This window comes from Geothermobacter hydrogeniphilus (assembly GCF_002898515.1).
Taxonomy (GTDB): domain Bacteria; phylum Desulfobacterota; class Desulfuromonadia; order Desulfuromonadales; family Geothermobacteraceae; genus Geothermobacter_A.
The window spans coordinates 60,864-67,873 of record NZ_PPFX01000022.1 but is presented as its reverse complement, the minus strand read 5'-3'; the positions used below and the strand labels follow the sequence as shown (position 1 = coordinate 67,873).

Here is a 7,010-nt window from a genome sequence, read left to right as displayed (position 1 = left end):
TCGGCCGCCCCTGCAGCATGAGGTGTAGCGGCAGCTACTCCGCAGCGACTGAAGGTGCGAGCAACGCAGCAGATGCGTGCGTATCGGCCGCCCCTGCAGCATGAGGTGTAGCGGCAGCTACTCCGCAGCGACTGAAGGCGCGAGCAACGCAGCAGATGCGTGCGTATCGGCCGCCCTCCTATCTAGTAGTGGGTTTCTTCGTATTCGGGAACCAGCTCAAACCACTCCGGACTCCGGCGGGCCTGCTCCAGGGCCGCCTCGGCCTGGGCGATGAGCCGCTGCCGGTCCTTCGGATAGCTGCCCGCCAGGTTGAGGCTGTTGGAGACGTGGTTGGAGCGCAGGATGGTGCGTTGCGGGTTGAGACGGCGGACAACGGCCAGCGCCTCTTCGAGGACCTGACCGTTGCTGAGCTGGTTGATGCGCTCGAAATGGATGTCGTTGTGGCGGCGAAACATGGTCAGCAGGGAAAAATACTCCGGCGACAGGGCGTTGATCCAGTCGGCGGTGGCGGCAGCGTGTTGCGCCGAGCGCTCGGTCCCGGCCAGGCCGAGGATGGCGGTCACCGACAGCTTCATCCCGGCCTGCTGTGCCAGGCGGCAGAGTTCGAGCATCCGCGCGGCGGTGAATTTCTTGTTGATCAGTTCCAGGGTCGCGTCATCCCCGCTTTCCAGCCCGAAATAGAGGATGCGCAGCTTCTTCGCGCGCAACTGCCGCAACTGGTCCACCGTCTTGGTGGTGAGGCTGTTGGGAGAGGCGTAGCAGGCGACCCGGGTCAGGGCGGGGAAATGTTCGGCCAGGGCGTCGAGGATCTGCAGCAGGCCGTCCTGCGGATAGACCAGGGCATCGCCGTCGGCGAGAAAGACCCGCTGGATCTGCGCCCGATGCGGCAGCGGGATACTCCGCATCTCGGCCACCAGTTCTTCCACCGGACGGCAGTGAAAACGTTTCATCTTGTACATGCCGCAGAAGGTGCAGCCGTTCTGGCTGCAGCCGATGGTGGCCTGCAGGATCAGCGAGCGGGCCTCTGACGGCGGTCTGAACACCGGTTCGACATAATCGAAATACCAGAGCATGGCGGTTGTTACCTCTTGTCCGGGTTCTGAATGGCGGCGATATACCTCCGCGCCGCCTCAATATCGCTCGGGTCCTCGGCCACGTCAAGGGCGCCGAGAAAATAATGATAGGCGCTGGTCATGCAGCGCGGCTTGTGCATCAGGGCGCGCCCGGCACCGAGATAGGCTCTGGACAGGCGCGAATCGTTGCCGCGGTCGGCGATGAAACGCCGGAACACCGACAGGGCCTCGTCATGGGCACCGCCGGCGAGCAGAAAATCACCGATCGCCAGCACCTGGTCACCATCGACCTGCCGCCGCTGCTCACGGGTCTCAAGCGACAGGTAACGGGAAACGGCGCGCCCCGGGTGCCCCTCGGCCAGCAGTCGACGAATCTCTTCGGCCACGGTTTCACCACGATCACCGGTATCGGCGGGACCGGGTTCCCGCCCGCGCAACCGCCGTCCCTTCCAGGCCGGCAGCAGTCGGTCAATCCCCCAGGCCAGGGCCAGACCGCCGACAAAGCCGCCGATATGCGCACCGTGAGCAACCCCGCCGCCACCCGCGCCGGCGAACAGGAACGGCAGCAGGTTGTCAACCAGCAGGTAGAAACCGAGTACCAGCCGGGCCGGGATTTCAACCACCTGGATAATGATGATGAAGAAAATGAAGACCTTGACCTTGTTGCGCGGAAACCAGATGAAGTAGAGACCGAGCACCCCGGAGATGGCACCCGAGGCGCCGATCATCGGCACCTGGGAGCCCGGCTCGAAAAAAGCGAAGAACAGGGTTGCCGCCACCCCGGTGGCAAGGTAGGCGAGCAGAAAGCGAACCGGACCGAGGCGGTGTTCGACATTGTCGCCGAAAATCCAGAGGAAGAGCATGTTGCCGAGCAGGTGCATCCAGCCGGCATGCAGAAACATGGCGCTGAACATGCTCAGCAGCGAGGGCGCCGCCGGCCGGTAACCGAAGCGGAACACGGTCAGATCATAAGCCGAAACCTGCTGCAGGATCGCTTCGACCGGAATGCTGCCGCGGGCGCCGATGCTGTGCAGGTAATCGAGCAGCAGCGGATCGTTGAGATCGACCCGCGAGCCCGACAACGGCAGGGTGACCAGCAGGAAAACCGCTACGTTCAGGCCGATCAGCAGCCAGGTGGCATAGGGCGTACTGCGCGGATTGGGGGTATCGCCGATGGGCAGGAACATGGGAACGGTTCAGGAATCAGGAGTCAGAGTTCAGCAACAGGCCGGACAACGCACATCCGGTGGGAACAGGCACCGCAGGAGCCAGTCCCCTTCATCTCACATCTCACGAATTATAACTTTACCACAGCTGTTCCGGGAGCTCTTGCTATTTCTTTGCGGCGTCGCTATGCTCCGTAACAGAACCTGTCACAAGGAGCAACAGCATGTCTACTATCAACCTGCAGGGTGACCCGAATCCCTGGCGGATCGGCAAGATCATCTGCCTCGGCCGCAACTATGTCGACCATATCCGGGAACTGAACAACGCCATCCCCGACCGCGCCGTTATCTTCACCAAGCCGGCAACCAGCATTATCGGCAATGGCGAACAGATCCGCATCCCCGGCTACTCGAAGGACTGCCACCACGAGGCTGAACTGGCGGTACTGATCGGCCGTCGGACCCGCGCCGTCCCCGCGGCCAAAGCCATGGCGGCGGTGACCGGCTACGGGGTCGCCATCGACCTGACCCTGCGCGACGTGCAGAGTGAGCTGAAAAGCAAGGGGCTCCCCTGGGATATCGCCAAGGGCTTCGATACCGCCTGCCCGCTGTCGGATTTCATCCCCGCCGACCGGGTTGACGATCCCCACAAGCTGCAGATCAGGCTCCGGGTCAACGACGAGTTGCGCCAGGACGGCAACACCGAACAGATGATGCGCCGGATTCCCCAGATCATTGAGGAGATATCGGCCATTTTCACCCTCGAACCGGGGGATCTGATCCTGACCGGAACCCCGGCCGGTGTCGGCCCGGTGAAAAGCGGCGACCGGGTGACCGTCGAAATCGAACAGGTCGGCCGCCTGGAAGTCAGCGTGGCATGAAGGAGAGCTTCGCCCTGATCGGGCCGGGCCGGGTCGGCCAGGCCGTAGCCCGGCTGCTGGTAGAAGCCGGCTATCCGTTGCTCGCCCTGGTCAGCCGGGATGAAACCCGGGCTCGGCAGGCGGCGCGTTTTGCCGGCTGTCCGCAAGCCGCCAGCACCGACCTGCAACGGGCAACCGCCGCCCGGCTGATCATGCTGGCGGTCCCGGACGATCAGCTGCGGCCGCTGGCGGCCCGGCTGCACCGGCTCGGCCTGCAACCAGGCACCCTGTTGATCCACTTCAGCGGTTTTCACCCGGCGGATATCCTGCTCACCGATGCCGAACAGCAGTTGCAGGCCCTGGCGATCCACCCCCTGCAGACTTTCGCCGACGCGGTGATGGGCACCCACAACCTGCCCGGCAGCCCCTGCTCCGTCGAAGGCAGCCCAAAGGCGCTGAGCCGGGGCGAAGAACTGGTCGAGGCGCTGGGCGGCATCCCCTTCCGCCTGCGCGGCGAACAGAAAGTCCTCTACCACGCCGCGGCCTGCGTCCTTTCCAACAACCTGGTCGCCAACACCCGGGCCGCCTGCGAAATCTTCGCCGCCTGCGGCTTCGAACGGGAGCAGGCCTTCGAACTGCTCAAACCGCTGCTGAGCGGAACCCTGCGAAGCCTCACCACCCTCGGCCCCGACCTGGCCCTGACCGGTCCGCTCTCGCGCGGCGACATCCAGACCGTAACCGCCCACCTCGACGCCCTCGCCGAGCTGCCCGACGACCTGCAGCAGATCTACCGCGTTCTGGGTCGCAAGGCGGTTCAGATCGGCCTGGAACGGGGCAGCCTGGATGAAAAAACGGCCGGGACGTTATCCCGACTTCTCGCAACCCCCAACTGAAAACTGTCAACTGAAAACTAACGTCCCACTCTCCCTATGAATTTCCCCGACCTGCATCCCTGGGATCTCACCTACAGCGCGGCCATCGCCCTGCAGAAGGATCTGGCCACAAGGGTCGAGCTGCGCAACCGGCTGCGCCGGCCGCTGAGTCACGTCGCCGGCGTCGATGTCTCCTACCGCAAACATGGCGACCAGTTCTTCGCCGCGGTGGTGGTACTCAGCTTTCCGCAACTGGAACCGGTCGAGGTGGCGGACTTCAGCGCCCGGGTGAGTTTCCCCTACATCCCCGGCCTGCTCTCCTTTCGTGAACTGCCAGTGCTGCTGCAGGCCTTCCGCCGCCTGCGGACGGTGCCCGACCTGGTGCTGGTCGACGGCCAGGGAATCGCCCACCCGCGCCGCTTCGGCCTGGCTTCGCATCTCGGCCTGTGGCTCGACCTGCCGACCATCGGCTGCGCCAAGAGCCGCCTGACCGGCACGGCACAGATGCCGGGAGAGGACAAGGGCGCGACTAGCCCTCTGAGCGACAAGGGAGAGCGGATCGGCACGCTGCTGCGCAGCCGGGCGCGGGTCAAACCGCTCTACATTTCGCCGGGACACCGGCTCGATATCCCCACCGCGGCTCGCCTGACCCTGGACTGTACCGGCCGCTACCGGATGCCGGAACCGACCCGCCTGGCGCACCTGGAAACCAATCGCTTGCGCAGAGAAGCGGAAGCCGGCCAGGTCTGAACCGCAAAAGGGGACAGTCCCCTTGAAAGAGGGGGACTGTCCCCTTCACATCTCACATCCAGCCTCCAGCCTCCAGCCTCCAGCCTCCAGCCTCCAGCCTCCAGCCTCCAGCCTCAACTCACCACATTCTGCGGCTCGCCGTCGAGAAACGCCCGGATATTGGCCGTCAGGGTATCGAACAGCCGCTGCCGCGAAGCCCTGGTCGCCCAGGCGATATGCGGCGTGACAAAACAGTTCTGCGCCGCCAGCAGCCGGTTGCCGTGTTCGGGCGGTTCCAGGGTCAGCACGTCGAGCCCGGCCCCTGCCAGCCGCTTTTCCTGCAGCGCCGCCGCCAGCGCGTCCTCGTCGATCACCCCGCCGCGGCTGGTGTTGATCAGGTAGGCGCCGCGCTTCATCAGCGCCAGGCGCTCGGCGTTGATCAGCCGGGTCGTTTCATCGGTCAGGGGGCAGTGGAGAGAGACGACATCACTGGTTTCCAGCAACGTCTCAAGCGGGACAAAAGTCACCCGGGCGTAATCGAGGTTGCCGCGATAACGCTCGGGATTGCGGGTAAAGACCTGGACCCGCATGCCGAAGGCGGCGGCGATGCGCGCCACCCGCTGGCCAATCTGGCCGAAACCGACCAGGCCGAGGGTCAGACCGTCGAGTTCCACCTGCGGCCGGTCCCAGAAGCAGAAGTCCGGGGCATCGGTCCAGTGTCCCCAGGAGGTCAGGTGGTTGTGATGGCCGACCTGCTGGGTCAGCTCCAGCAGCAGGGCGAAGGTCATCTGCGCCACCGAAGCGGTCGAATAGGCCGGCACGTTGGTCACCGTCACGCCATGTTCGCGGGCCGCCTCAAGGTCGATGATATTGTAGCCGGTGGCGGTCACGCCGACATACTTGAGATTCGGCAGGGCGGCGAATCGTCCCCGGTCGAACGCGACCTTGTTGGTCAGCACGATCTCGGCATCACCGATCCGGGACAGCACCTCCGGTTCGGCACTGCGATCATAGACGCTGAGTTCCCCAAGTTGTTCCAGGGGTTCCCAGCTGAGGTCACCGGGGTTGGCTGTATAAGCATCGAGGTAGACAATTTTCATGATAGATCTCTTCTTCAGTTGGGGAAGATACGGGGAAACGCCTCGCGCACTGCGGAGATCGGCAGGGCGAAACCGATCCCCTCGGTATTGCCGAGAATCATGCTGTTGACACCGAGTACCCGACCGTCGCTGTCGGTCAGCGGACCGCCGCTGTTGCCGGGGTTGATGGCGGCATCGGTCTGGATCAGCCGGAAGCCCTGGTAACTGCGATAGCCGGAGACAATGCCGGAGGTCACCGTATCGCGCAGACCGGCCGGGTTGCCGATGGCGTAGACCGGGGTCCCCTGGTCCGGAACGGCATCACTGACAATAACCGGGGGCGTCGCCGGGGGGGCACCGTCGAGGGACAGCAGAGCGAGATCACTGCTGTCACTCAGTTCATAGTCAACCACCCCGAAACGGCTGCCGTCAGCCAGCACGACGGCGACATCGTATTGAACCAAATATTCCAGCAGCCTGCGGCGCCGGGTCAGCATTTCGTCAAGGACCCGGCGGTACTTGTCATAGTTGGCCTGACGCCTGTCGAGTTGGGCCTGGTAACGACGACGCCGGTCGGCATCGGCAACCTGCTGCAGATCGGAGCGAAATTGCGCCAGGTTGCCCTTTTCCTGTTTCAGGGCCGACTCAAGCTGGTCGATCCTGGCCCTGAGATCCGCCATCTTGTCCGGGGGGTACTCGACAACGTGGCGGTTGGTGACCAGATGGCCGCTGTCGTCAACCAGGAAACCGGAACCACTCCCCCAGGGGGTCTGGATAAAGACAGTGGCATTGCGGGCCCGGCGCAGAGAACTCTGCGGCGCATCGGGAACCGGAGGCGCATCGGTGGACACGTTTTGTTCGGGCCGGCCGGCCGCGGCCGGAGGCTGGTCACCCCACAGCGTCTCAACTGGCGCTGACGGAGTCTTCCGTCCGTCGTTCACGACCGCGACCGGTCCCATAACAGGCCGGTCCCTGACAAGCCAGCCGATGCCGATACCCAGCCCCAGCACGACAACCGGGATCAGACCGGCCAGGACCGCCGGTTTCGGTTTCCAGGATGAGGAAACCGGGAGCGGCGGCTGGTCCGCATCGACCGGCCGCGTCGCGGCCTCTTCCCGGCGCCGGTGATACTTGGCAATAACCAGACCGCACGAGATACAGGTTTCGGCCTCCGGCTGTTCAAAACCGCACTTTGGACATTGCATGGCATCAACCCCGGGGAAAACAGAGA

Annotated in this window: 7 protein-coding genes; 3 read left to right on the top strand and 4 right to left on the bottom strand. The window is 64.3% G+C overall.

Going from position 1 to position 7,010, the window contains the following annotated elements; all coding sequences use genetic code 11:
- Positions 1-182: 182 nt before the first annotated feature.
- Together C2E25_RS10560 and C2E25_RS10555 are read right to left on the bottom strand one after the other, a co-directional pair.
- Positions 183-1,073, bottom strand: coding sequence for a radical SAM protein (locus tag C2E25_RS10560; protein ID WP_103115709.1), 891 nt, complete (start codon positions 1,071-1,073; stop codon positions 183-185).
- Between the two features lie 8 nt (positions 1,074-1,081).
- Complete coding sequence (locus tag C2E25_RS10555) at positions 1,082-2,260, bottom strand: rhomboid family intramembrane serine protease (protein WP_103115708.1); 1,179 nt, start codon at positions 2,258-2,260, stop codon at positions 1,082-1,084.
- Positions 2,261-2,463: 203 nt separating this feature from the next.
- Here C2E25_RS10555 and C2E25_RS10550 point away from each other — a divergent pair, with 203 nt between their 5' ends.
- From C2E25_RS10550 to nfi, 3 genes are read left to right on the top strand one after another with little or no spacing between them, the layout of a single operon-like run.
- Positions 2,464-3,120: a fumarylacetoacetate hydrolase family protein gene (locus C2E25_RS10550; protein ID WP_103115707.1), complete on the top strand. Its 657-nt coding sequence runs from the start codon at positions 2,464-2,466 to the stop codon at positions 3,118-3,120.
- Positions 3,117-3,992: a Rossmann-like and DUF2520 domain-containing protein gene (locus C2E25_RS10545; RefSeq protein WP_103115706.1), complete on the top strand. Its 876-nt coding sequence runs from the start codon at positions 3,117-3,119 to the stop codon at positions 3,990-3,992. The genes C2E25_RS10550 and C2E25_RS10545 overlap by 4 nt, the downstream gene beginning before the upstream one ends.
- 36 nt (positions 3,993-4,028) lie before the next feature.
- Positions 4,029-4,721, top strand: a complete 693-nt coding sequence (nfi, locus tag C2E25_RS10540; protein WP_103115705.1) for a deoxyribonuclease V — start codon at positions 4,029-4,031, stop codon at positions 4,719-4,721.
- Between the two features lie 113 nt (positions 4,722-4,834).
- Here nfi and C2E25_RS10535 read toward each other — a convergent pair whose 3' ends face one another.
- Positions 4,835-5,800, bottom strand: coding sequence for a D-2-hydroxyacid dehydrogenase (locus C2E25_RS10535; RefSeq protein ID WP_103115704.1), 966 nt, complete (start codon positions 5,798-5,800; stop codon positions 4,835-4,837).
- Between the two features lie 14 nt (positions 5,801-5,814).
- Positions 5,815-6,984, bottom strand: coding sequence for a trypsin-like peptidase domain-containing protein (locus C2E25_RS10530; RefSeq protein WP_146032947.1), 1,170 nt, complete (start codon positions 6,982-6,984; stop codon positions 5,815-5,817).
- Positions 6,985-7,010: the final 26 nt, after the last annotated feature.

What these genes read in the sequence shown, in the direction of transcription:
- nfi (WP_103115705.1), top strand. Translation starts at nt 4,029, where the DNA reads ATGAATTTCCCCGACCTGCATCCCTGGGATCTCACCTACAGCGCGGCC.
- C2E25_RS10545 (WP_103115706.1), top strand. Translation starts at nt 3,117, where the DNA reads ATGAAGGAGAGCTTCGCCCTGATCGGGCCGGGCCGGGTCGGCCAGGCC.
- C2E25_RS10560 (WP_103115709.1), bottom strand. Translation starts at nt 1,073, where the DNA reads ATGCTCTGGTATTTCGATTATGTCGAACCGGTGTTCAGACCGCCGTCA.
- C2E25_RS10550 (WP_103115707.1), top strand. Translation starts at nt 2,464, where the DNA reads ATGTCTACTATCAACCTGCAGGGTGACCCGAATCCCTGGCGGATCGGC.
- C2E25_RS10555 (WP_103115708.1), bottom strand. Translation starts at nt 2,260, where the DNA reads ATGTTCCTGCCCATCGGCGATACCCCCAATCCGCGCAGTACGCCCTAT.
- C2E25_RS10535 (WP_103115704.1), bottom strand. Translation starts at nt 5,800, where the DNA reads ATGAAAATTGTCTACCTCGATGCTTATACAGCCAACCCCGGTGACCTC.
- C2E25_RS10530 (WP_146032947.1), bottom strand. Translation starts at nt 6,984, where the DNA reads ATGCAATGTCCAAAGTGCGGTTTTGAACAGCCGGAGGCCGAAACCTGT.